We start from the raw sequence: 23202 nt of genomic DNA on the forward strand, positions 1-23202 counted from the left end.
TATTACTTTGCCTCCTGTCTATCATACCATTTAGCTGTTAAATAAGTTATCAATATAAATAAAACTATTGAAATTCCGATACCAAGAGGTATCCCCCAACTCTTAAGTAATTCTGGTGTAAAAGTTTGACTTTCGGGTTTAGCTATTAAGCCATTTGGTAGTAATTTCAAAATTGGACACATTAGTCTAGATGTATACGAAAAAGGATTTATCCACCAAAAATCCTTTACTGCCATAACTATAGAAAACATATTAACAGCTAGGCTTAATACAATAGTTGGAAATAATCCTATTTTATTTCCCAGAAAAAAATATAACGGAACCTGCCACATTGAAGTTATAATGATCACTAAAGTTCCGACTAAACCACTTAACATCGAAATATGTGATATGCTATCCATTTTAATAAAGAACACACTTAACTCTCCAGCTATAAAAATAACTATACAAGAAATAGCTATATTCTTTACTCCCACCAATATTTTAGCAATCCATATTTTATCTAAATCTACTGGAAGTGATATAACCGCTTTATTTTTCATAGAGCCATCAGTTTTTGATAAAAGGCAACTGCCTAGTGATATAGCTCCAGGAAGTATTAATGTATACCACCAATTATAAATATCAACCTGAAAATAATTTGATGCTAAAAATCCCGAAAGAAGAATTACCATAATTGGTGCTATCCATACTAATTTCTTTACAAACGTATGATTTATCTTCATATTTTCTGAAATAAAATATTTAAGCATCATTATTTCTCCCTCCTATATTTTTTTGCAATATCTATGAATAATTTTTCTAAATCTTCACCTTTTTTTAATTCTCCTTGATATCCTAAAATACCTCCAGATATAATTCCAATATGATCAGCGATCTGTTCTACTTCACTTAACATATGACTTGATAATATTACTGTAATGCCTTTCTTTGGAAAAGATCGTATTAACTCTCTTAATTCTTGTATTCCAAATGGATCAAGTCCATTAGTTGGCTCATCTAAAATTAAAAGCTTAGGATTATTAAGTAGTGCAATAGCAATCCCCAATCTCTGCTTCATCCCCATAGAAAATTGTCCTGCTCTCTTTTTACCTGTACCTTCAAGCTCTACTACATGAAGAACTTCTTCAATTCTTGAATCTGGCAATCCAAGTACTGTAGTACGAACCTTTAAATTCTCTTTTGCCGTCAAATTCTCATATAAAGGCGCTGATTCTATTAATGACCCAATTTCGCGTAAATCCTTTCTACTCCATTTATGTCCATCAAATAAGATTTCTCCTGAATTTGCTCTAAGCATTCCCGTAACCATCTTTAATAGTGTTGACTTTCCTGCTCCATTTGGACCAAGCAACCCATATATTGAATTCTTTTTAACTAATACTGAAATATCTTTAACTGCTTCTTGCTTTTTAAAGTTTTTACATAAGTTTTTTGTTTCTAAAATAAATTCGTTCATCTTCACTCCTCCTCTTATAATTAAATAATAAGCCTTAATTATAAGGAATTTATAAGGAACTGAAATTTAAGAAACTTACTTGTATTTAAAAATAAAAAATCCCTCAGTAACGCTTTCGTACGGCATTACTGAAGGTATAATTTCTTTAGTCTTCAATTTAACATATATAATATTTTATAAATATATATGTCGCAATTCACAATGCACAATTCACAATTACAGCTAAAATTCTTACAATATTTTTAGAATTATGATAAAGAATTATTTTTGCAATATATATATTTTTTTCTGAATAATAAATTATTGTTCTTTATGCTATTTTATCATTATTATTATAACTATCTCTAAGTTTTAAGTAATAGGTAGCCACTGTGACGTTCATATAAGGAACCACCCATAATAGCCCTATACATAGTGGAATCATTCCAAGTATTATCCACCCTAAAAAACTTAAAGTAAGGACGAAGTACTCAAATTTATGACCTTTCATAATAGCTGAACTCTCTTTTAAACATTGAATTATTGACTTATTATTATCAGCAGCTAAAATAAAAAATGATTGTGAAAACATATATATAAATATAATGCCTGGAACTATCAATAAAAATAATCCTATAGTAACAATTATAGTCAATAAAATATATAGGCCTACAGCTTTATGAATTATTGAAAATCCTGAAAATATATCTGTAAATTTAGGGTTACTATCTCTTTCAGCATAGTTTAGAGAAAATCTGCATATGCCAACTCCTATTGCTACACTAACAAATATTGTTACTAAAAATACTATTAAACTCAAACCAAAACTTTCTCTAACAACTCTTAAAATTAAATTAAAAATAATTGGAATTAGAAATCCAGCAACAAAAATTCCTCCAATAGCCAGTCCCCACCTCCCTTTTAGTTGATCTTTGGCAAATCTCTTCAGGTCTGCTCTAGTATTCATAAAAATTCCTCCTTAAATTGAAATACCTTTGATATTTATGCAGGGAGATTTAACATTATGCTATATTTATATTTTAATTTACAGTAATCGCATGAATTTATAAATATACATTAATCTTTTGTATATTTTATATACTTTTTGTAAAAGTTTTCATTCGAGTAATCCATAATTTCAACATAATTATATATCTTGCAATTAACTTCTATATTAATATTTCATAATTAAGGATATATCACACAATTTGTATTAGATATTAGTTATAAAACTGCAAATAAAAAGGCTATTATAAAATAAATTCTTAGAACAACATAAATAGTCTTTAATAAAAAAACAGTACTTATATTGTTCTATCTTTTATTCTAAAACAGCCACTTTTATTTTATATTACAGCCTTATAATACAGCTAAAATTTCATCATCTTTCTGAATATAAAGCTTTATCTTACTAATTCTTTTTTCCTTTACTTCTTCTATTTTAAAGATCAAGTTTTCATATTCTATCTCTTGTTCATCTGTATTACTAGGAATACGTTCAAGAATTTCAATAATAAAACCACTCATAGTATCATAATTCTCACTTTTAATATCTGTATCGAAGTAATTATTAAAATCATTAATTGAAAGCATACCTGATATCATAAAAGTATCATTATCTATTTCTTCTATTGATGGCTCATCCTCATCATATTCATCATCTATATTTCCCATGACTTCTTCTATTAAATCCTCAATAGAAACTATACCTGAAAATCCCCCATACTCATCTACTAATACAGCAATATGCTTTTTAGTACTTTGAAGCTCCTTAAATAACCTATCAATATTTCTATTTTCTGGAACAAAATAAGGTGGATGCAATATGCTTCTTATATCCACATTTTCAAATCCATATTTTCTTGCTTCACTAAAGAAATCCTTCATATAAAGAATACCAATTATATTATCAGTATCATCTTCGTAAACAGGAACTCTTGAATATCTTTCATCAATCAATTCATCCAAATATTCCATTAATGGATCTTCTATATTAATCATATATACTTCTGTTCTCGGTGTCATTACTTCACATGCTAATTTATCATCAAACTCAAATATGCTATTTATCATTTCTGTTTCAGTCTTATTTATGACTCCATGTTCTAGTCCAGCTTCTACATAAGATTTGATTTCCTCTTTTGATACTTTTTCACCTAAATCCTCTTTATCGAGCCCAATCAGTTTAACTAATATATTAGTTGATGCTGAAAGCAACCTTACAAATGGAACTGCAATTTTAGCTATAATCACTAATGGTTTTATACAGAACATTGCAATAGCTTCTGATTTTTTAAGCGCTATTCTTTTTGGAAAAAGTTCTCCAAATACCAATGTGATATAAGATAATACAATTGTTACTAATGCCAATGCAACTTGTCCACTATAAGGAACATTAAGTCCCTTTAAATAAAGAGCTACATCCTTTGATAGTCCTGTTGCTGCTGAAGCACTACTAAAAAATCCTGCAAGAGTTATTCCTACCTGTACAGTCGATAAAAAATTAGTAGGCTCTTCCATAAGTTTCAATAAAAGCTTGGCCTTCTTATTTCCTTCTTCCTCAAGAAGCTTTATTTTATTTTTATTTAATGATACTATAGACATTTCTGCTGATGCGAAAAATGCATTGATCAAAGTCAATATGACTATTAAAATTAATTGTGACGTGATACTCGTCTGTTCCGGGTCTAAATCCATAAAAATATTTCCTCCAACATAAATTTTTTTTTAATATAATCATATCACAAGAAATATTTAAAGTAAAATTTCAATTAATTCAAATATTCCTTATTTACATATAATATTAAGTGTTATAGCAATTTGATTCACTAATATTTAAATTTTATAAAATATTATATTAATACTGGGAGTTGCATATGCATTAATTAACTTATTTCCTTATATAAATCTTTTACTATATTCTCTTTCATTAATACTGAACTCAAGTCCTGTTACTTCTTAGTATTTATACGATACATTTATATTCTTATTTGTTGGTGAAATAAATTTTACTGACTATTACCATAAAGATGACAAGTTAGGATAATTGACTTTTTAATTGTTCTTTATCCATTGTATACTTTAATCTTTTAATTTCATTACCATGATCTAACACAATTATTTCAGGCACATTTCTAACATTATATTTTCCTATAAGATTTTTCTTTGTGGCTATATTTACTTCTTTAATCCTATAACAATCAACTAATTCCCTATTTACCTCTTCTATCAGTGTTCTAAATCTTAAGTTTTCATTAACTAAAGCATCTAAAAATAGTAATAATACTCTTTTTTCACTTTTTAGAATACTTTCATTAAAGTCATTTAATTCTTCAATGTAACGCTCAGCTGCCACAGCCGCAGTTGCTCCATCACCAGCAGCAGAAACAACCTGTCTTAAATATTTAACTCTATTATCTCCTATTGCATAAACTCCTTCAAAGCTAGTTTCCATAAGTTCATTTGCAGATATATACCCTCTTGAATCAACTTCAAGACCGCTATTTTTTAGAAAATTAGTTGATGGTACCATACCTACAAAGAAAAATACACCTTGGCAGTTTACCTCTTCTATATTTCCAGTCTTTAAGTTCTTAATTTTTACGCCTTCTACATTTTCATTCCCAAGGACTTCCTCTATGGTTGAATTCCAGATAAACTCCATTTTTTCATTATTGAAGGCCCTTTCGCTACTTACTTTATTACAATCGAGAATCCCTTCATCATGAAGCACTATGACAGTCACTTTACTTGCAAACTTTGTGATGTACATTCCTTCCTCAATGGCCTGATCACCACTTCCAACTACTACAACATGTTCTCCTTCAAAAAACTCTGCATCACAAGTTGCGCAGTATGCTACTCCATTGCCTTGGAGTCTCTTTTCCCCAGGGATGTTTAATAATCTAGGCTCACTGCCACAAGCTATAATCACAGCTTTAGCTAAGAATTGCTTTCCTTTTTTAGTGGTAACAAGTTTTTCTCTTAAGGACAAATCAGCATCTACTACTTCATCTCTTAGAAACTCAACTCCAAAGCTCTCTGCATGTTTCTTAAAGTTTTTCATAAGTTCTGGTCCGCTGATTTGTTCATAACCAGGATAATTAACTATTTCCCTTGTTGTATTTACGAGACCTCCAACTACTCCTTTATTAATTACCAGAGTTTTAAGTTTAGCTCTTCCACCATAAATTGCTGCTGAAAGTCCTGCAGGTCCGCCACCTATGATAATCAAATCGTAGAAATTAGTCATATCGTCCATACTTTTAATCACTCCTCAAAAACTTCAACAATTTTTTCTTCAACTGCATCTTCTTCCACATGACCGGCTAATTTTCCTTGGTACTCACCATCTTTAAAAAACAGAATTTGAGGAACACCTTTTAAAGAAAATCTCTGAAATAAATTCTTTTGTTCTTCAACGTCAACATAATAAAAATTATACTTACCATCGTATTTTGATTTTAAATCTTCTAAAATTGGTACTACACCTTGACATACACTACAGCTTTCTCTAGAAAAAATCACTAGGCTGGATTCAGCGTTGTCATATATAATTTCATCAAATTCATTAGAATCTAAATGTTGTAAAGACATACTATTCACTCCTCTATAATTATTTTAAAACCGCAATTTTAAGAGACTATAATGCCAGACACCTTATAATCAATTTATTAAATAAATTCATTATAATAATAAGCAAAACTTCTATGCGCTTATTATTTAGTTTTCCTTATAAATTTTCTGCCTATTTTAAAAAGCAGCTATCAGAATTCTTACTTTCCGATAGCACTAATTTTTTATTAAAACAGATGAACTTGTTATTTTTTCGGATATTCCTAAATATCTTCTGAGAATATTTGATAAATTGGGGCTCCTTCACACTGTGCCGGGTAACGTAAACCTAATAATACAGAAACTGAAGGCGCAACATCCACTTGCCTTATAATACGTTCAGTTGTAAATCCATTCTTTATCCCAGAACCTGCTGCTACAAAGATTGGTGATACTGATGTATCAAAATATCCTTCGGAAGTTGAAAGGCTGTCTCCATGAAGTCTATTATATTTTTCTTCAATAGAAAAGAATATATCTCCACATTCTGGTCCATGAGTACCAATTAAAACAGCATCTTTATTTCTAAGGCATATGCCCACAACTCTTTTACCAGTTTTATCATCTCTGTAATTATACAAGTCAGAGATTATTTGTTCTTCTAAATCATATTTATCTTTAGGATCTACAATACCATATTTATCACGGCCTTTTAGATTAATATAAATATAATTACTACGAATCTGAACAGCTCTTGTTTTATCCCAATCTACTTCTCTTGTTGAATTACCATCTTTATCTTTTTTCAAAACTGTATACCCAAGCTCTTCCATGACTTTTGTATTTAATCCGCCATATTCACCTAAAATTGGAGGTACATTTTCTCCAACCATAAGCCCATGATCACTTACAAGTAATACAGTCCATCCTTCATCTAATAGATGCAGGAATTCACCAATATAATCGTCTGTTTGTATATAGAATTTTTCAATAAATTCCTGATATACTTTTTCATCAGTGTAATCCCATGGCTCAAGCGTCTTAGCAAGATGCCATAATTGATGTCCTGCACAATCAATATTATGAAGATGAGAGAATACTACATCATATTTTTTCTCCTTAATGCAATAATTAAGACAATCCGCCTGCCACTTATCGTAAATTGCCCAGGATGGTTCAAAGATTTCTCTTACTAGTTCATCATCTTCTCCACCGATTAAGCTAACAGGCGGAACATGTCCAACATTCTCGGTAATATCTTTATATAAAGATTTTTGATGCCATAATTGATCATTTGAGATATCAAGAGCATTACTAATCCAGACTCTAACTTTATTGCCTTGTGGATGAAGTTCTAAAATCTTCATTGAACGGCATGCAGGCTTTGTCACTTCTTTTTTTGTAACATCGTCTATTATACCTGTTACCATCTTATCTTTCTCTAAAATGACGATTGGTTCATCTGCTTTCTTATTTTTATAAATTGCTACTTTATCATATTCACCAGCTTCATTTTTAAGAATTAAGGCTGGACGCCTAGTTACACCGCTTGAAGTTATTATAGTGAATTCTTTTGCTCCTTCTGGCGCGTTTTTCCAACCTTTTGCATCTTTAAGTGGAGAATTTACAATATCATAAGCTACTTTACTTCCAATAACAATTTCTGTATCATTATCATCCATAACATAGGTACGAATTTCACCACCTTGACGAGCTGTATCTCCCCACCAAAGTTCCATCATTTCGTCATCAACTTCATCGTCTAAAGTGCCTTCTAAATCTGTAATTATGCAACCAACACCTGCTGGCTTTTCAACTCTTGGTGCATAACGAACCTCTTCGATTTCAGGCGAAGCAACAATAACTTTTTCCCAATCAAGTTGTGCAACTCCCATATTAACAGATCCTGGCTGAGTTCCATCTACAACACTCAAGTTTTCACTGTGAGAAGTTGGCGGCCAAGAACTGCCTGGCCAATGCCAAACTAATGTTTTTAAATCAGCTTCTGATGTAATATTCCAAATCTGTTCAGCAGTGCAGTTACGCGAATCCATATTATAAACAACTGCATCAAGACTTTCAATAGATTGTCTCCAATAACAAGTAATTCCATGTGTTCCTGGATAAGCACCTGTAGCAAGTGTTGTCCAACAAGGCGGTGTAATTGTTGGGATTGCACCAATTTGTCTTAAATCATTTCTAGCTGAACCACGTTCAATCAGCTTTTTTAAATTTGGCATTTTTCCTTCTTTTATAAATTTTTGACTCACTCTTGGATCCATGCCATCTACGCCCAAAACCAATAATTTTTGAGTAAGTGCTGCTCTTTTCATAATATTTATCTCCCTTCAACAATTCTGTCGTTAATGTACCTCCACCAAGAAAACAATCAACAAAAAAATTTCTATTACTCTTAATATTGATACTTATTTTTGTGAATAGATCGTCTGCTTTCTTTGATATAGCGTATAATCTCTTAAACTTCATTTTCTAAGTCATTTCCTTGAATCAATTCTATTAACGAGTCTCTAAGCTCTCCAAATTCTTCTGAAGATCTGATTTTTTTAAAGCTATTGTCATCATATTGTTGAAGTGGATTTTTAAAATCACTCACAATTCTTCCCGGATTAGCATTCATTACAATAATCCGGGTTGATAAAAGAATCGCCTCTTCCACATCATGAGTAATAAATAAAAAGCATTTATTAGTTTCTTTCCATATCTTCTTTAGATGTTTTTGCATAGCTTCTCTCGTTAAAGCATCTAATGCACTAAAAGGTTCATCAAGCAGAACTACTTTTGAATCTGCTGCTAATGTTCTTGCAATTGCTGCACGCTGCTTCATACCTCCAGACAATTGATGAGGAAGCAGCTTTCTAGCTTTATCTAAACCAACTAAGTTAACATAATGATTTACAATTTCTGCTCTCTCTTTTTTAGGAATCTTCTTCATCTTAAGTCCAAATTCAATATTCTTTTCAACACTTAACCAAGGAAAGATGTTAGGCTGCTGAAAAACAACTCCTACATCTGGATTTGGCTTAGTGTGCGGTGCTCCATTTATAAGTACTTGCCCTGATATATCTGCATTATATCCAGCAATAGCATTTAGTAATGAAGTTTTCCCGCATCCAGATGGGCCAAGAACACAAACAAAATCATCATCAAATAATTTAAGTTCAATGTCATTTAAGACATTCGAATACTCTTTTCCATTTTTATATATTAAATTAACATTCTTTAATTCAACAGAACAATTTGCTTTTCTCTCTTCTGGTCTATTTATTTCAACTAACGATTCCATATTATATCTCCTCTATTAATTATATAAATCGTTTCTTACCGCCTTCTTGAAAGTTTCAATATCTGGTGAAGTAGTAACTGCTTTTTGAGTTAACAAGAAATCACTTGTATCCTTTAAAATTTGTGGTAGTGTCCCTTGATTGTCTGCTGTTCCTATATATTTTGCCTGCTCAGACTTATCTAAAACAGAAATTTGATTCATGGCTTGCTTTGTATCCTCAGCGCTTAATCCAAGTTCTGCTGATAATGTTTTTACTACATCATCTGATTGAGTCTTATATGACTTAGTAGCTTCATCTAATATATCAATATATGCCTTAACTACATCTGGATACTTAGCTGCAAAATCATTATTTACAATACCAAATTCACCAGTAACAGCTCCGCCTTTAGCAACATCTTCAGATGAAAGTATTACTTTTCCACCATCTGAAACTAGCTTTGATTGTGCTGGCTGCCAAATATAAGCTCCATCAATTTCCCCTCTACTCCATGCCGCTATAATGTCTTGTGCACTCATATCTAAAATAGTTACATCATTTTCTGAAATATTATTTTGTTTCAATGCAGCAAGTAAGCTATAGTGTGAAGTTGAACCAAATGGAGTTGCAATCTTTTTACCCTTTACATCTGCTATTGAATTGATTCCAGATGTATTTTTTGCAACAAGTGCCTCACTTGAACCGATTATATCATGTAAATAATAAATTTTATAAGGAAGGTCATTAACAATTCCAGTTGTTCCTGGAGGTGTACCAATGGTTGCAATATCTATAGATCCACTAGCCATTGCAGCATTTACATCACGCCCAACATCAAATTGAACATACTTAATTGAAATTCCCGGGAATTTTTTTTCAAGTAACTTTTCACCTTTTGCAAGAAGTTCTCCATTTGGAGACTGAAAATATCCCAAACGTATTTCTTTTGGCAGTGCTGAATCTGAAGCTTGAGTATTCCCTGTTGTACTAGCTGTTTTTGCTCCTGAGCAGCCTGTTATTAAAATACCAACGGATAAAATAGCTGACAGAAGTACTGTATATTTTTTAATTTTCATAAATAACACTCCTTTAAATATCTCTATGTACCTGCTTGTACATTGATTGATTTTATTAATAATCTACTATTACTCAATATAAAGAATTTTCTATTTTTTTATTTTTCTAGCCATGGTGAAGCCTTCCTGATCAAAAATCTCACAAAAGAATCTAATATAATTGCTATAATTCCCATAATTATAACTCCAGCATAGACAATATCGTTTCTAAGATATTTACTTGCATCCAATACCATCCAGCCTATTCCTGATACAGCTGCAACCATTTCTGCCGCAACTAAAGTTGCATAAGCAACACCGATAGCTGTTCTAAGGCTAGTTAATATATCTGGTAAACATGATCTAAAAATAACACTGATAAAAAGATTTACTCCGCTGGCACCTAATGATTTAGCGCCATTAATTCTATCTAGTGGTACCTTTTGAACACTAAATATGACTCCGATTAATAAAGGTGCAAATGCATTTAAAAATAATAAGATAATTTTTGATTCATCTCCAATTCCAAACCAAAGCACAATTAATGTATAATATGCTAGTGGTGGAAGCGGACGATAAAATTCAATAAATGGGTCTAGAATTGCTCTTACAATCCTTGAGCTACCTGCAATAAGTCCTAAAGGAACACCAATTATTATTGCAAAAAATATAGCAATAAAAAGTCTCTCCATACTTATTGAAATATGAGATAACAAGCTTTCTCCTTTATAACCTTGCTGAACTAATTCAATAAATGCCTGCCATACTTTTTGAGGCGATGGAAGAAATACTTGATTAATCAAGCCTTTACTTGTGGCAATTTCCCATACAAAAAAGAACATGATTACAGAAGTAAAAGAAATGCCAATATAAAAAATTTCACCTCTTTTTCTTTTCACTATTTTCGTAGCTGTGTCTTGATTATTCATATAGGTTAATTTCCCTCCCCCATTTCTTTTTACATCTATTTTTTAAATTCTTATTTTTCATACACATCCCCCTTCTTTACTTTTCCTATAGAATTACTATGATTTAATTTTAAATATATCTTACTAGACCATCCAAGTATTGTCAACAAAAAATACTATAAAACATATCGAAAAAGTAAGATTTATTTTTCTAAGGAATATATGGTAACTTACAATATGTTTATATATTAATATAAATCCTTATAATATTACGCCGTTCAACAAGTTCAATTATTGAACAATGTAATACTATCACTGTTCAATGTTCAACGCAATAAGTTCATGTATTTTTTTCACTATTGGATTCCAAATTACGTTTTATCATAAAAACAAAAAATGCTTAAAGCCTCTATTTTGCTTTAAGCATTTTATAACTTACTTTTTTCACGGTATTAATATATAAAAATCTTAAATTTAAGTACTACCTAGTTACTTTTCCAATAACTCATTGGTTTTTATTTCTTGATGACGATATCGACCTCTTTTAATGTTGATTTTTTATATTATATAACCTTTTGCGGGCACTACTGAATACAAGCAAGGTAAAATTCACACTTATATTCCCACTTTGGCTTTTCATTAACTATGATAAAAATTACATAAAAACAATAACAATATCAAATAGAGACAGCACTGTACAACTACCTTGCTCTCTCTATTTCTTAATTTTTATTATAAAAAATCTATTACTCTAATTACATCTAATACTATTTATGCACCTTACAGCAGCTTCTTTTGCATCTTGGCACCCTTCTTGTGCACCTTCTTGGTATCCTTGACAATATCCTTCTTCACGCCCTGCTTCTACTCCTGCACAATATCCATCCTTATATCCTTGGTTATAAGCATCTTCTAATGCACCAGCTGAAGGATAATTTCTTCTACAACGGCATTGAACATTTTCCCCAAGAGTTCCATTACAATTACATCGTACATTTTCTCCAAGAGTTCCGTTACAATTATTATTATTACTTACAGCTCCAAGAGTATTAGAATTTCTATATCTTCTTCTATGACATCTGTATCCCATTTCTTTTCCTCCGTAAATTATCAAATTTATAATCTTTTGATTAAACTTCTAATTATATACTATGCTAATTTACTATATTTGTTATTGCTTTTACAATATATGCTCTAATAATTGCTCATAAAATAGAAATTCCGCATTTTCATAAATATTAATAAAAGTTCAACAATAATTTAGTATAAAAATTTCAACTTTACGCATACTAAAAATGGGTTTATTCTTAAGCCTAGGCATTCATTCTTTGCCCCTTTATCGGGGTTTTTTTAATATATACAAATAATATTAATACTATAAATTTAATCTATATATAAATAGTATGTACTTCTATGAAGAAAATTTTTCACTATACTAATCATATCGTTTTTATGTTAAAAGATAACGTTGACCATAAAGCCACTCGTGCCAGTAAATTAATATCCTATGTTACCTTTATATAATTTGTACAATCTTTAAATAAGCAATATAGCATATTAACACATTTCTCAATGCACAAATCTATGTCTTTAATTTCATCATCAAATTTAATCTTATGGCATACATCATCTGTTATAAAAAATGAATAATGGTAGAATAATCTTTCTTCCTCTTCGCTGTTAAAAGGTATAGATAAAGCTTTGAAAATTTCTTTGATTTTATCTTTTCTCTGCTCATCATATTCTTTCCTCAAAGCAGCTACATCTTTATCTAAGAGTGTTAATGCTTCCATTTCATCATGAAAAGTTTTAGAACAGTCGTGATAATCTAACATCATCTTTATAAATACTTTAAATAGTGGTTTTACTACTTCAGCATTATCAAATTCCTTATCAGCATTTTCTAACCAATAATCATGACTTGGATAATCAAAACTTTTGTTAATTCTTTCAATTACCTTAAGATAAATTTCCTTCTTATCTTCAAAATAGGCATATACAGAACCTGTCGCTACATTGGCTTCATTAGATATATCTGCTGTCGTAGTATTATAATAACCTTTTTCATTAAATAGTTTATAAGCTGCTTCTAAAATTCTATCATATTTTTCTAAAGCTCTTTTTTGTGTTGGTATTCTTGTCTTTCTTTCCATCTTTATCACCTATTTAAATAATAAAATATAAAAAAATAAAAGTCAATAAAATATGAAATTCATTTCATGTATTGACTTTTAATTTTTTCCAGTATATTATATAAATGTGAATTTAATTTCATATTCATATAATAAAGATTTTGGAGGTCATCATGAATAAAAAACAAAAAGTATTAGCATTTATTTCACTGGCAATAGCTTGCTTCTTAACAGTATTAGATTCAACCATAGTTAATGTATCTTTGCCTTCTATGGCTGATTACTTCAACACAGATATAACAGGAATATCATGGGTAAGTACCGCTTACTTGATTCCATTCTCAGCTCTTTTAATAAACTTCTCTAAAATCGCAGATATTTTTGGAAGAAAGAAACTATTTATAATTGGTCTTATAGTATTTGGTATTTCATCAATACTTTGTGGTCTTTCCACTTCCCTTTCCATGATTATAATTTTTAGAATAATGCAAGGGATAGGTGCTGCAATTCTCGCTCCATTAGCCATTCCTTTAGGTATCGAATTATTTGGTAAAGATGCTATGTCAAAACTTGCCATTGTAATTGGTATGACAATTTCTATAGCTGCAGCTTCTGGTCCTGTTGTTGGAGGAATATTAAATGAAGCCTTTGGTTTTAAAGCAATATTCTATGTAAATGTTCCTTTTATAATCATCTCTTTAATCTTTGGAGCTCAATGTCTTACAGAATGTTATGATAGAACAATTGAAAAGCGAATAGATTTTATTGGCTCTATATTATTAGCTTACGGAATCGGAGCACTAACCTTTTTCCTTGTTAAAGGAAGCTCATATGGCTGGGGCAGTACAAAAATTGTTACTTTAATAATAACCTCAGCAATTTCAATTATTGCTTTCCTAATATATGAATTAAGATCAAAAAATCCAATGATAGAATTTAAATTATTTAAAATAAGAAGCTTTACTTCTTCAATCATAATAGTCGGAGTAATATTCTTTGCTTATATGCCTATATCTTATTTAATGAATTTCTATCTAGAAAACCAATTAGGTTATTCTGTCTTAAAATCTGGACTTATTTTAGGTATAGTAAGCGGTGTCTCATTTCTCACCTCTCCAATATTCGGCATTATATCTAAAAAGTATGGTGCTAGAGTTATTTCATTATTAGCAATAATTTTTGTATCTTTAGGTGATCTTATGTTTGTATTTATGAATAGTTCAAACAATATGAAGATAATTTATGGCTCATTCATTGTAGTAGGACTTGGTGTTGCTTCAACCTCTCCATTATATAAAAGTGCATTTGACGAGGTTTCAAAAGATAAGAATGGTATGGCTTCAGGAATATTGAACAGTTTTAGGCAACTAACTGCATGTTTAGCTATAGCCTTAGTTTCAACATTAAGCAGCTATTACACTACTCAAGCTATAGATAATTCAAAAAGCAGAATAATAGAACTTGTTAATAACAATACAATTCTTGAAGATCAAGTAAAATCTACTGTAGTTGATAAAATAAAGACTGCTAACTCAAGCAAAAATACTTCCTTTTCGAAAGATATGGTTGATAAATTGATCAAGGACAAGGAGAATATTGTGTTAGCTTCTGTTCCCGATAAAATGAAGCCATCTATAGAAGAGAACTTTAATACTCAAACAAAAGAGATCCATAAGGTCTTAGATGACATGGCTGTCATAAAAAATGATGAAAGCAATAAAGTTTATAATAAATGCTTCCTACTCACAGCAGTTATTGCAATTTTAGGATTAGCAGCAGTACCTTTTAATAAAATGAAAGAAACTGAACTTGGAAAAAACAAACCAGAATTTGTAGTATGAATATTTCAAAATACTCATTGAAATGATATTAACATTTTCACTAAAATAATTCTTATCCTATTATAATATAGAAGTTCTATTTCTCAATATAATATTTATTTTTCAGCATTCTGTTGATAATTATGATGCTTAATTTCAATTACAGTAAATAAGCCCAAGACAGTTCGATATGTCTTGGGCTTATTTTTTACCATAGCTATTGACTATAGATGCATTACTATCTATAGTCAATTCTTCATTCTAGCTAAAATGATATGTACTCATTTAAATTATTTTTACATAATAAATTTATTATTCACTTTTTATCTATTAACCATTAAATCATAATAAATATAACTTTAATTTATAAATCGAAATATTTACTCCATAAATTTCGGTTAAATTGTTACTCCAAACTGTGGCGAATGAGTAACTATAAATTCCGCTCCTCCCATTCCCATAGCAAAGAACACTAAAATAATAACTAATATTATTGCACTAAAATCATATTGCATTTTTTCTTGATTATTTATTATATAAGCTGCGATAATCTCTATTCCAACACTTACTAAAATAAGTGGCCACATTGATACAATTAAAAGAACATTGAGATTAGTTATAAACAATCTTAGTAAAAACATTATCCCAAATATAACTAAAGCAAGTCCTGAGGTTAATGTGCCTACCTTACGCCCCTTAATCATCTATCTCACTCTCCATTTTTTTCCCTTTGATAAGTTTTATACCAAGTGTAACTATTGCTACTCCTATGATTACTTTAGGAATGTCCCTCATTAAATCATAAATAATAAAGCGGCGTAGTTCGTATGGAATATATGGTTCTAAAATACTCATTATATTTTCTATAACTAAATATACACCTAAAAATAAGCATATAACACCTACTGCAAGCCTGCGTTTCTCAAATATATCTTTGTCTAATTTTGCTAGCTTATCAATAGAAAACAAGTACTTATCCTCTAAAAGTAAAAGTTCGTCGTCATTTAAATTCATTCTATTAGTACAATCAAAGAAAGAATAAAACCAAATAAGTGGTGCTATATATAATAGCGGTCCTATGTTAAGCCAAGAAGAAAGAAATATTAAAAAGAAGAATACAGACATAAAAGATACTCCTATTTTCATAAATCCCATATACATATGTCCTGCACCTGGCAACATTGAAAAAACAAAAGTCAAAAATCTACTTTTTCTCTTGATCATTATTAAAAACCTCCAGTTTAATTATTTTTTCAGAAAAGTTATTAAGATTTACATTAACCGAATCTACAATCCTAGAATCCAATGGTCTAACATGATTTGTCGCTGTATTAACCAAAGAATTTAATCCATTTGAAAAAACCAATACTAATGCCACACTAGCTGCAACTGCAACTTTAACACAATAAAAACGGAACTGAATCTTGCTTTGCTTCTTACTTTTTATTTTAATTTGTACTTTTTCTTGAAAACCTAAAGGAGCTTCTGCAAGTTCATCTTCTTTAAAACTATCGGCAAATTCACCAGCACACATTTGACAATCACTAATATGTTCTAATATATCTATCATTTCTTCGTCGCCCAAAATATCAAACTTTAGCATGGTTAATGTTTCTTCAGTTAAATGACCTTCTTTATCAAATAATCCATTATTCACATGAACTCCTCCTTCCATAAATCCTTTAACATTTTTTTTGACCTGTAAAGTTGCGTTTCCAAAGTTTTAATATTCTGCCCAGTTTCCTTTGCTAAATGTGATAGTTTGACATCTTTGCAAAAATAATTTATAGCTACAGTTCTATATGGCTCTTTTAGCTTGTTGCATAAAATTTGTATTCTCTCTGTAGTATTCTTTTTAACTACTGTTTCCTCTGGTGAATCTCCTCTATACTCAAGATCTTGATATTCATCTTCTGACAAGCTAACTGTTTTTCTTGCCTTACTCTTAAGATAATCCTTACATTTATTTGCAGCAATTTTAGCAAGCCAAGCCTTAAGGTTATCACCATCAAAGCCTTCCCAATTTTGATATGCTGATAAAAATGTTTGCTGAGCCAAATCTTCAGCATCAAAATAATTTTTTGTGAAGGATAAACAAATAGTGATAATTAACCGTTCATATTGTTTTATGCAATTTGGAAATTGTTCTTTTTCAATATCTATCACCACCTTAATTAATCCTTACATTAAATATAACGATCAATAAATAAAAAACACTTCAACTTTTTTAAAAATTATAAAGAATTTATTGATTTATCAGCTGCATAAAATTTATCAAATAATAAGATTATACTGCCATTTGAAAAAAGCATATGACGTATTGCGAGTTCCACATGAATATTCTTTGATTCAAAAAATAATAAATTTCTATTTTTATAAACTTTATTCTATAAATAATTTCTTATAAGTCATATAAATGTTTATACTCTCATAAAATTTATTATTAACATTTTCCTAAATGCAAATAGGAGAACTTCCTCCCATTCAGGTTTAGTTCTCCTATTTGCTCATAATATGTCATCATCTAAATTTCTACCTGTTTGTTTCTCTAATTGTTTTATGGCGTTTTTGCCCCCATTTTTTGCAATCTCTAATAGCTCTGAAAGACTTGATGAAATATCTCTACTTGCAAAAACTTCTAATAACATTGGCATATTAACTCCAGTTATGACCTCCATATCTTCCTTTTCTAATGCAATCATACTAGCAGCATTAAATGGACTTCCACCAAAGAGATCAACCATAACTAAAATTCCTTCTGTACAATTTAATTCTTGTATAAGTTTATTGTATTTATCTAATAAATTTTCAATTCCCTCTCCTGGCTTAAACGTAACACATCCAATATTCTTTTGTTCTCCATAAATCATTTCTGCCGATTTAACTAACTCTTTAGATAAATCTCCATGAGTTCCTACAATTATTCCTATCATTTAAATTACCCCTTTTAAAGTTTTTTCGGTTAAGCTTTCTATATTAATGATATAATATGACATTATGTTGTCAAGTTATATATTATATATTTATATGTGAGGTGATGTTATGCAAATTAGCAGATTGTTTCAAATTATATATATTCTACTCAAAAAAAAATCAATAACAGCAAGAGAGCTATCAGAGCATTTTGAAGTATCTGTCAGAACAATTTATAGAGATATTGATGCTCTATGCCAGGCTGGAATTCCTATATATTCAAGTCAAGGTAAAGGAGGCGGTATTTCATTAGTAGATAAATTCATTTTTGATAAATCACTATTTTCTGAAGTTGAACAGGATAAAATTCTACTTGCTCTACAGAGTCTTTCCGCTGTAGGATATGATGATATTAATGACGTATTATCAAAATTGAGCAATCTTTTTCAGAAAAGTGATATTAATTGGATTGAAGTTGATTTTTCTAATTGGGGTAGTGAAAGAAAACAAAAAGAGATCTTCAATCTAATAAAAGAATCAATACTAAAGCAAAAAGTAATCAATTTCTCATATTTTAGTGCTGACGGTATGAAAAGTAATAGGTATGTTGAACCTTTTAAATTGTTATTTAAAGATAAAGCCTGGTATCTACAAGGATATTGTCTTGAAAGAACAGCGTTTAGAACCTTTAAGATAACTCGAATGAATGATATTAATATTACAGATGAAAGTTGTATACATCAATATTTACAAGATCTTATGGATGATTCACCATCAGAAAAATTCAGTGAACTAATTCATCTTAAACTAAAAATATCTTCAGAAGGTGCCTATAGAGTATACGATGATTTTGATGAAGAAAATATAACTATCGATAAAGATGGCTCTTACTCCATAGACATTTCGATGCCTGAGGGTGAATGGATTTATAATTATCTTCTTTCCTTCGGGACAATGTTAGAAATTATAGAGCCTATAGATGTCCGAAACGAAATTATCAACCGCTTAGGTAACATGATAAATAAATATACTTCTAAAACTTGACATAATGTAGTCAAGTTTAGTTTATTACAATAATAATAAATAAAATTTAACTGTATAAGGATTACGTTATTAAAATATTTTAGTATATTTTAAATTCAGATTATAATAAAATATCAAGTTTTTTGATATAATAGTTACAAGGAGATTATGAAATACTTATGAGTGAACCACTAAAAAATATTTATACGTTAGAATTTTTAAATGATTTTTCAAATAAGATACACAATGTTTATGCAGAATTTAATAAGAGCGATTTTGTCGCTTCAGTTTTAGCTTATCCGTGGGATGAATTGCCTTTAAAGGCTCGTATTCATAGAATAGCTGAAATATTAGGCGACTACCTTCCTAATGATTTTGAAAATGCCCTAAATATCTTATTCTCCATTAATAAGAGTTGCGTAGGTTTTCCATATCTATTCTTTCCAGATTTTGTTGCTACCTATGGGAAGCAAGAGAAGTACTTTGAGCTCTCTATGGATGCCTTAGAACGTTTCACTCAACAGTCATCTTCAGAGTTTGCGATTCGACCATTTTTATTGAATGCCCCTCGAGGTGTAATGGAATATATGATGAAGTGGTCATTATCTCCTAATGAACATGTACGACGTCTTTCAAGTGAAGGCTGTCGACCACGTCTTCCTTGGGGAATAGCTCTTCCGATGTTTAAAGCCGATCCATCGCCTGTTTTTAAAGTGTTAGAAAATTTGAAAAAAGACGACTCTCTTTATGTTCGTAAGAGTGTTGCTAACAACCTTAATGACATTTCAAAAGATAATCCTGACGCTGTTTTAGCGATAGCGGAGAATTGGATATGTCATAATCAAAATACTGATTGGATTTTAAAACGCGGCTGCCGTACCCTTATTAAAAGAGCTAATCCCAAGGCAATGTCACTCTTTGGTTACACTAACTCTTCAGCTGAAAATCCCATATTTAGAAATGCCTCAATCTCTGTTCAACCTAACCAACTTAAAATTGGAGGCAGTTGTGAGTTAAATTATTCACTGGATATAGACTGGGGTTCTCCAGTACATATCCGCTTGGAATATGGCATTGATTTTATAAAATCAAATGGTAAATCATCACGTAAATTATTCTTTTTATCTGACAAAACATCGTTACCTAATGCACATTTACAAGGTACGCGTATACATAGCTTTGAAGATCTTACTGTTCGTAAGCACTATCCTGGCATTCATAAAATTGTTCTTATAGTTAACGGCATAGAATCTGCGCAGACTACATTAAATATTCTTGGATGCAAATATGATTATAAATAATCTACTATTGAAATTAAAAAGCAGGGATATCAATAATATTAAACAAACACTGTAAATGTATTATCGCAATATATATTGCATTCAAATAATATCCATATTACATGAATATTTTTACGAAGATTTCATATAATATAGATGTTTTCATGATTTAAACTATCCACTTTTAGCCCCATTATTGGGGCTTTTTTATTTATCCTGAAAATCATTTTTAACTTATAGATATACTTAGATTAAGTATAAACTTTTTCTTAAAACGTATAATACATTTATAAGTACACAGGATTGGAGGATTTAAATGAAAATATTAAAAAAGATATTAGCTATAACTGCAATTACCATAATATTTAGTACGGTACTTAGAAGCATCTTTCTCAATAATACAGCTATTGCAGAAGATTCTAAACAAAGAACTACTATTAGAGTTGGCCTGTTTTCGGCAGATCTTAATGATGATTACCTTATATTTCTCCGTAAAAATTTTGAAGATATACAAAATCAACATCCGAACGAAGTCATCTTTACATTTTATGATGCGAAATTCAATCAATCAACTCAAAATGCCGAACTTGATACCAAACTTAATGAAGGAATTGATTTAATATTGCTAGATATGGTTAATGTTAACGATATAGGAGACTTAATTAATAAAATATCAAAATATGAAATTCCAGTAATAGTTTTTAATAGAGAACCACTTACAATGGATGCTATAAAATCATATAAAAAAGCCCTATATGTAGGTACTGATTCAAAACAAGCTGGTACTTTACAAGGTAAAATTATTACTGATGCTTGGAATAATCATAAAGATTTAATTGATAAAAATAAAGATAATGTATTACAATACATTATGCTTATTGGTGAAAGACTTAATAAAACATCTATAGATAGATCTGCATATTCTATTTCAACTATACAGCAGGCTGGAATTAAAACAGAGGAACTTGCGTCACCTGTTTTAAATTGGGATAGAGAAACAGCGCAAAATACTGTTGATGCATTATTCCTAAGACTTGGAAGTAAGGTGGAAGCAATAATTTCAAATGATGATTCTATGGCAATTGGTGCAACTAAAGCATTACAAAAATATGGCTATAACACTGGAAATAAATCTAAAGTAATTCCTATTGTTGGAGTGGATGGCGTTCCTGAAGCTAAAGAATTAATTTCAAAAGGCTTTATGTTAGGCTCTCCTGTTCAAGATACTAGCGTTATGGCTAACGCTATTTATACAATAGGTTCTAACTTAGTTCATGGAATAAATCCTATTGAAGGAACAGCATACAAATTAGATGAATCGGAAGCTGCTATTCGTATACCATACGAAGAATATACTGGCCCAATGTTCCAATAAACAATTAGATAATAAAAGCATATAATTTTTATAAATTTATTTTATTAATTAATAATTATTATTGACTAATATAATTATTATGTATATAATAGTCTTAAAGATAACACTCTCATTTTTTTCTAATTATGTCAGCTAAATTTTAAACACATTGATGATTTTAATCTTAAAATATACATAAATAATAATTTTAAGATTCTTAGTCATTAAAAAGACATTTTAGAAATAAATTTAAAGAGTACAAGACTGTTGTAATGACAATTAAACTTGGTTATTTAGCAGAAAGTAAAACTTTATATCCAAGGTCTTGCAAAAAAAATCATGAAGAAATAGTCAAATAATTATAATTAAATTTAGGAGGTAATAAAATGACTGAATTGAAACAAGTGTATAAATGTGAAATTTGCGGTAATATTGTGGAGGTTGTTCATAATGCTGGAGGTACACTAGTATGTTGTAATCAGCCAATGAAGCTTAAAGCTGAAAATACTACTGATGGAGCAACAGAAAAGCACGTTCCTGTAATTGAAAAAGTTGAAGGTGGAGTTTTAGTAAAGGTAGGCTCTGTAGAACATCCTATGCTTGATAACCACTATATAGAATGGATTGAAATTCATACTGAAAGTAACGTATATAAAAAATTCTTAAAACCTGGTGAAAAGCCTGAGGCTTTCTTTAAGGTAGATGAACCTGTTCTTTTTGCTAGAGAATATTGCAACTTACATGGTTTATGGGCTGAAAAAAATTCTTAATAAAAAACTTTTTATTTAAATGAATAGAAGTCTGTAGTCATTTGATTATTACTTACATATCTTAATCAAATGACTACAGACTTAATGTTTTACTTAGAAAACTTCAACATTAATACATAAATCCTTCTAAGAAAATAATATACTTTCATATAATACAAAGCAGATCCATTCATTATTTTTTATATTTTTAGTTAATGTATAAAAACAATGTGAACTTCAAATTAATGAAATTCACATTGTTTTTGAGCTTGTCTTTATTTAGGAGGCATTATTGTTGCTATGCCTTTAAGCACTTGAACACCATCTTGATTTGTACATATAGTACTTAATTTTATTCTATTTTTATCTTCAATTCTTTCTATCACTTCTACTTCAGCCTTAATTGTATCTCCTATTTTTACTGGAGCCGTAAATTTTAGTTCTTGTCCAAGATAAATTGAACCTGGACCTGGCAATTGCATTCCTAATACTGCAGATACTAAGCCAGCAGTTAACATTCCATGAGCAATTCTACCTTGAAACATTGTTTTTTCTGATTCAACTTGATTTATATGAGCCGGATTTAAATCTCCTGTTATTCCGGCATATAAATATACATCAGTTTCTGTAATAGTCTTTTGAAAAGATGCCTTATCTCCAATCTTTAATTCCTTTATAGTTAATCCTTTCAC

At 30.0% G+C, this 23202-nt stretch carries 23 protein-coding genes; 5 read left to right on the top strand and 18 right to left on the bottom strand.

Translation table 11 applies throughout. The features are described 5' to 3' along the window. Positions 1-2: 2 nt before the first annotated feature. The 12 genes from KEC93_RS16995 to KEC93_RS17050 all read right to left on the bottom strand — a co-directional run bounded on the left by KEC93_RS16995 (position 3) and on the right by KEC93_RS17050 (position 13392). The gene (locus tag KEC93_RS16995) at positions 3-752 is read right to left on the bottom strand and encodes a lantibiotic immunity ABC transporter MutE/EpiE family permease subunit (protein ID WP_039769395.1); all 750 of its coding nucleotides are present in this window, start codon (positions 750-752) and stop codon (positions 3-5) included. Positions 753-754: 2 nt separating this feature from the next. Then, complete coding sequence (locus KEC93_RS17000; RefSeq protein WP_039769334.1) at positions 755-1459, bottom strand: lantibiotic protection ABC transporter ATP-binding protein; 705 nt, start codon at positions 1457-1459, stop codon at positions 755-757. 310 nt (positions 1460-1769) lie between these two features. Beyond that, positions 1770-2405, bottom strand: coding sequence for a DUF975 family protein (locus KEC93_RS17005; protein WP_077868815.1), 636 nt, complete (start codon positions 2403-2405; stop codon positions 1770-1772). A gap of 392 nt (positions 2406-2797) precedes the next feature. Further along, positions 2798-4135 (bottom strand): hemolysin family protein, encoded by a 1338-nt coding sequence (locus KEC93_RS17010; protein ID WP_017211020.1) that lies wholly within the window; start codon positions 4133-4135, stop codon positions 2798-2800. Positions 4136-4475: 340 nt separating this feature from the next. Beyond that, positions 4476-5699: a thioredoxin-disulfide reductase gene (gene trxB / locus KEC93_RS17015; protein ID WP_077868816.1), complete on the bottom strand. Its 1224-nt coding sequence runs from the start codon at positions 5697-5699 to the stop codon at positions 4476-4478. A gap of 8 nt (positions 5700-5707) precedes the next feature. Beyond that, positions 5708-6034 carry a thioredoxin family protein gene (locus KEC93_RS17020; RefSeq protein WP_017211018.1) on the bottom strand — a complete coding sequence of 109 codons (327 nt, stop codon included), beginning with the start codon at positions 6032-6034 and terminating at the stop codon, positions 5708-5710. Positions 6035-6276: 242 nt separating this feature from the next. Further along, on the bottom strand, positions 6277-8325 hold the full coding sequence (locus KEC93_RS17025; RefSeq protein ID WP_077868817.1) for an alkaline phosphatase family protein: 2049 nt from the start codon (positions 8323-8325) through the stop codon (positions 6277-6279). Between the two features lie 143 nt (positions 8326-8468). Continuing rightward, complete coding sequence (locus KEC93_RS17030) at positions 8469-9296, bottom strand: ABC transporter ATP-binding protein (RefSeq protein ID WP_077868818.1); 828 nt, start codon at positions 9294-9296, stop codon at positions 8469-8471. A 15-nt stretch (positions 9297-9311) separates the two neighbouring features. Further along, positions 9312-10352 (bottom strand): taurine ABC transporter substrate-binding protein, encoded by a 1041-nt coding sequence (locus KEC93_RS17035; protein WP_077829165.1) that lies wholly within the window; start codon positions 10350-10352, stop codon positions 9312-9314. Between the two features lie 98 nt (positions 10353-10450). Beyond that, a complete protein-coding gene (locus KEC93_RS17040; protein WP_077868819.1) occupies positions 10451-11260 on the bottom strand; it encodes an ABC transporter permease subunit in 810 nt (269 codons plus the stop codon). Positions 11261-11990: 730 nt separating this feature from the next. After that, positions 11991-12329 carry a hypothetical protein gene (locus KEC93_RS17045; RefSeq protein ID WP_077868820.1) on the bottom strand — a complete coding sequence of 113 codons (339 nt, stop codon included), beginning with the start codon at positions 12327-12329 and terminating at the stop codon, positions 11991-11993. A 415-nt stretch (positions 12330-12744) separates the two neighbouring features. Further along, a complete protein-coding gene (locus KEC93_RS17050) occupies positions 12745-13392 on the bottom strand; it encodes a TetR/AcrR family transcriptional regulator (RefSeq protein ID WP_017211011.1) in 648 nt (215 codons plus the stop codon). A gap of 152 nt (positions 13393-13544) precedes the next feature. On the opposite strand from KEC93_RS17050, the gene KEC93_RS17055 reads away from it, so the two are divergent. After that, a complete protein-coding gene (locus KEC93_RS17055; RefSeq protein ID WP_077868821.1) occupies positions 13545-15212 on the top strand; it encodes an MFS transporter in 1668 nt (555 codons plus the stop codon). Positions 15213-15589: 377 nt separating this feature from the next. On the opposite strand, the gene KEC93_RS17060 is transcribed toward KEC93_RS17055, so the two are convergent. From KEC93_RS17060 to KEC93_RS17080, 5 genes are all read right to left on the bottom strand, one after another. Further along, positions 15590-15895, bottom strand: coding sequence for a hypothetical protein (locus KEC93_RS17060; RefSeq protein WP_023976044.1), 306 nt, complete (start codon positions 15893-15895; stop codon positions 15590-15592). After that, positions 15888-16415 carry a hypothetical protein gene (locus KEC93_RS17065; protein ID WP_023976045.1) on the bottom strand — a complete coding sequence of 176 codons (528 nt, stop codon included), beginning with the start codon at positions 16413-16415 and terminating at the stop codon, positions 15888-15890. The genes KEC93_RS17060 and KEC93_RS17065 overlap by 8 nt, the downstream gene beginning before the upstream one ends. Next, the gene (locus tag KEC93_RS17070; RefSeq protein ID WP_207717944.1) at positions 16396-16866 is read right to left on the bottom strand and encodes a hypothetical protein; all 471 of its coding nucleotides are present in this window, start codon (positions 16864-16866) and stop codon (positions 16396-16398) included. Before KEC93_RS17070 ends, KEC93_RS17065 begins: the two co-directional genes overlap by 20 nt. Beyond that, a complete protein-coding gene (locus KEC93_RS17075) occupies positions 16845-17357 on the bottom strand; it encodes an RNA polymerase sigma factor (RefSeq protein WP_026015777.1) in 513 nt (170 codons plus the stop codon). The genes KEC93_RS17070 and KEC93_RS17075 overlap by 22 nt, the downstream gene beginning before the upstream one ends. Positions 17358-17698: 341 nt before the next feature. Further along, positions 17699-18124, bottom strand: a complete 426-nt coding sequence (locus tag KEC93_RS17080) for a PTS sugar transporter subunit IIA (protein ID WP_012059521.1) — start codon at positions 18122-18124, stop codon at positions 17699-17701. Positions 18125-18233: 109 nt separating this feature from the next. On the opposite strand from KEC93_RS17080, the gene KEC93_RS17085 reads away from it, so the two are divergent. The 4 genes from KEC93_RS17085 (at position 18234) to KEC93_RS17100 (ending at position 22531) form a co-directional block, all read left to right on the top strand. Further along, positions 18234-19148: a helix-turn-helix transcriptional regulator gene (locus tag KEC93_RS17085; protein ID WP_039769305.1), complete on the top strand. Its 915-nt coding sequence runs from the start codon at positions 18234-18236 to the stop codon at positions 19146-19148. Between the two features lie 158 nt (positions 19149-19306). Further along, positions 19307-20428: a DNA alkylation repair protein gene (locus KEC93_RS17090; protein WP_077868823.1), complete on the top strand. Its 1122-nt coding sequence runs from the start codon at positions 19307-19309 to the stop codon at positions 20426-20428. Positions 20429-20723: 295 nt separating this feature from the next. Further along, positions 20724-21782, top strand: coding sequence for a galactose ABC transporter substrate-binding protein (locus KEC93_RS17095; protein ID WP_077868824.1), 1059 nt, complete (start codon positions 20724-20726; stop codon positions 21780-21782). A 365-nt stretch (positions 21783-22147) separates the two neighbouring features. After that, complete coding sequence (locus KEC93_RS17100; RefSeq protein ID WP_012059525.1) at positions 22148-22531, top strand: desulfoferrodoxin; 384 nt, start codon at positions 22148-22150, stop codon at positions 22529-22531. Positions 22532-22785: 254 nt separating this feature from the next. On the opposite strand, the gene KEC93_RS17105 is transcribed toward KEC93_RS17100, so the two are convergent. Beyond that, positions 22786-23202, bottom strand: a complete 417-nt coding sequence (locus tag KEC93_RS17105) for a MaoC family dehydratase (RefSeq protein ID WP_012059526.1) — start codon at positions 23200-23202, stop codon at positions 22786-22788.

Source organism: Clostridium beijerinckii (assembly GCF_018223745.1).
Classification (GTDB): Bacteria; Bacillota; Clostridia; order Clostridiales; family Clostridiaceae; genus Clostridium; species Clostridium beijerinckii.

What these genes read in the sequence shown, in the direction of transcription:
- KEC93_RS16995 (WP_039769395.1), bottom strand. Translation starts at nt 752, where the DNA reads ATGCTTAAATATTTTATTTCAGAAAATATGAAGATAAATCATACGTTT.
- KEC93_RS17000 (WP_039769334.1), bottom strand. Translation starts at nt 1,459, where the DNA reads ATGAACGAATTTATTTTAGAAACAAAAAACTTATGTAAAAACTTTAAA.
- KEC93_RS17005 (WP_077868815.1), bottom strand. Translation starts at nt 2,405, where the DNA reads ATGAATACTAGAGCAGACCTGAAGAGATTTGCCAAAGATCAACTAAAA.
- KEC93_RS17010 (WP_017211020.1), bottom strand. Translation starts at nt 4,135, where the DNA reads ATGGATTTAGACCCGGAACAGACGAGTATCACGTCACAATTAATTTTA.
- trxB (WP_077868816.1), bottom strand. Translation starts at nt 5,699, where the DNA reads ATGGACGATATGACTAATTTCTACGATTTGATTATCATAGGTGGCGGA.
- KEC93_RS17020 (WP_017211018.1), bottom strand. Translation starts at nt 6,034, where the DNA reads ATGTCTTTACAACATTTAGATTCTAATGAATTTGATGAAATTATATAT.
- KEC93_RS17025 (WP_077868817.1), bottom strand. Translation starts at nt 8,325, where the DNA reads ATGAAAAGAGCAGCACTTACTCAAAAATTATTGGTTTTGGGCGTAGAT.
- KEC93_RS17030 (WP_077868818.1), bottom strand. Translation starts at nt 9,296, where the DNA reads ATGGAATCGTTAGTTGAAATAAATAGACCAGAAGAGAGAAAAGCAAAT.
- KEC93_RS17035 (WP_077829165.1), bottom strand. Translation starts at nt 10,352, where the DNA reads ATGAAAATTAAAAAATATACAGTACTTCTGTCAGCTATTTTATCCGTT.
- KEC93_RS17040 (WP_077868819.1), bottom strand. Translation starts at nt 11,260, where the DNA reads ATGAATAATCAAGACACAGCTACGAAAATAGTGAAAAGAAAAAGAGGT.
- KEC93_RS17045 (WP_077868820.1), bottom strand. Translation starts at nt 12,329, where the DNA reads ATGGGATACAGATGTCATAGAAGAAGATATAGAAATTCTAATACTCTT.
- KEC93_RS17050 (WP_017211011.1), bottom strand. Translation starts at nt 13,392, where the DNA reads ATGGAAAGAAAGACAAGAATACCAACACAAAAAAGAGCTTTAGAAAAA.
- KEC93_RS17055 (WP_077868821.1), top strand. Translation starts at nt 13,545, where the DNA reads ATGAATAAAAAACAAAAAGTATTAGCATTTATTTCACTGGCAATAGCT.
- KEC93_RS17060 (WP_023976044.1), bottom strand. Translation starts at nt 15,895, where the DNA reads ATGATTAAGGGGCGTAAGGTAGGCACATTAACCTCAGGACTTGCTTTA.
- KEC93_RS17065 (WP_023976045.1), bottom strand. Translation starts at nt 16,415, where the DNA reads ATGATCAAGAGAAAAAGTAGATTTTTGACTTTTGTTTTTTCAATGTTG.
- KEC93_RS17070 (WP_207717944.1), bottom strand. Translation starts at nt 16,866, where the DNA reads ATGGAAGGAGGAGTTCATGTGAATAATGGATTATTTGATAAAGAAGGT.
- KEC93_RS17080 (WP_012059521.1), bottom strand. Translation starts at nt 18,124, where the DNA reads ATGATAGGAATAATTGTAGGAACTCATGGAGATTTATCTAAAGAGTTA.
- KEC93_RS17085 (WP_039769305.1), top strand. Translation starts at nt 18,234, where the DNA reads ATGCAAATTAGCAGATTGTTTCAAATTATATATATTCTACTCAAAAAA.
- KEC93_RS17090 (WP_077868823.1), top strand. Translation starts at nt 19,307, where the DNA reads ATGAGTGAACCACTAAAAAATATTTATACGTTAGAATTTTTAAATGAT.
- KEC93_RS17095 (WP_077868824.1), top strand. Translation starts at nt 20,724, where the DNA reads ATGAAAATATTAAAAAAGATATTAGCTATAACTGCAATTACCATAATA.
- KEC93_RS17100 (WP_012059525.1), top strand. Translation starts at nt 22,148, where the DNA reads ATGACTGAATTGAAACAAGTGTATAAATGTGAAATTTGCGGTAATATT.